Raw genomic sequence first — 748 nt, forward strand, 5'->3', positions numbered from 1 at the left:
GAGTAGACCGGCGACAGCCAGATCACGTCCACCCCCAGTTCCTGGAGGTGGTCCAGGTGGGCGAGGACGCCGCCGAGGTCCCCGATCCCGTCACCGTCGGAGTCGGCGAAGGAGCGGGGATAGATCTGGTAGACCACGGCGTCGGCCCACCACGCCGGGGCGTCCCCGGTGCCGCTGCCCGTGCCGGAGCGCTCGGTGGTGATGTCGTGCTGCTGGGGGCTCGTGCTCATCTGACGCCTCCTGGATCGCGCCGGGAACGACCGGCCGGCGGAAGAGGGCGGCGCCCCTGGGCGGCGGTGTCGCTGCTCCGGCGCCACCGGTCTCGGTACCCGACCAGTCTGCTGGACCGGCCCGTTCCCGCGACACCGCCGACATCCGGCGTAGTACAACACGATCCGACATTCAACGTGTTGAAATGAACACGCCACGTGGTGCGACCGGTGCGCACGACCCGTGCTGCCGCACCGCTCCGTCCGTCGACCTGGGAGAACCGATGCCCGAGCTGCTGCCCGACCGCCGTCGCCGGGAGATCCTCGCCCGGGTCCGGGCCGCCGGCGCCGTGCGGGTGGCGGAGCTCGCCAAGGAGCTCGAGGTCTCCGACATGACGGTTCGCCGCGACCTGGAGCGGCTGGCCCGCGACGGTGAGCTGCAGAAGGTGCACGGCGGGGCCACGCTGCCCTCGGACTCCTCCGCGGCCGAACCGGGCTTCGCGCGCAAGTCCGGGCTGCAGCTGCCGGAGAAGGCGGCC

The 748-nt window shown here is 72.5% G+C and carries 2 protein-coding genes; one reads left to right on the forward strand and one right to left on the reverse strand.

The genetic code is table 11. From position 1 onward, the window contains the following. On the reverse strand, positions 1 to 230 hold a 230-nt coding region (locus RCG67_RS16835; RefSeq protein WP_368827936.1), incomplete at its 3' end, for an alpha-amylase family glycosyl hydrolase. Between the two features lie 263 nt (positions 231 to 493). Between RCG67_RS16835 and RCG67_RS16840 the strand changes: the two genes are divergently transcribed. Further along, on the forward strand, positions 494 to 748 hold a 255-nt coding region (locus RCG67_RS16840), incomplete at its 3' end, for a DeoR family transcriptional regulator (RefSeq protein WP_368827938.1).

Origin of the sequence: Kocuria cellulosilytica, assembly GCF_040981245.1 — a bacterium.
GTDB lineage: Bacteria > Actinomycetota > Actinomycetes > Actinomycetales > Micrococcaceae > Kocuria > Kocuria cellulosilytica.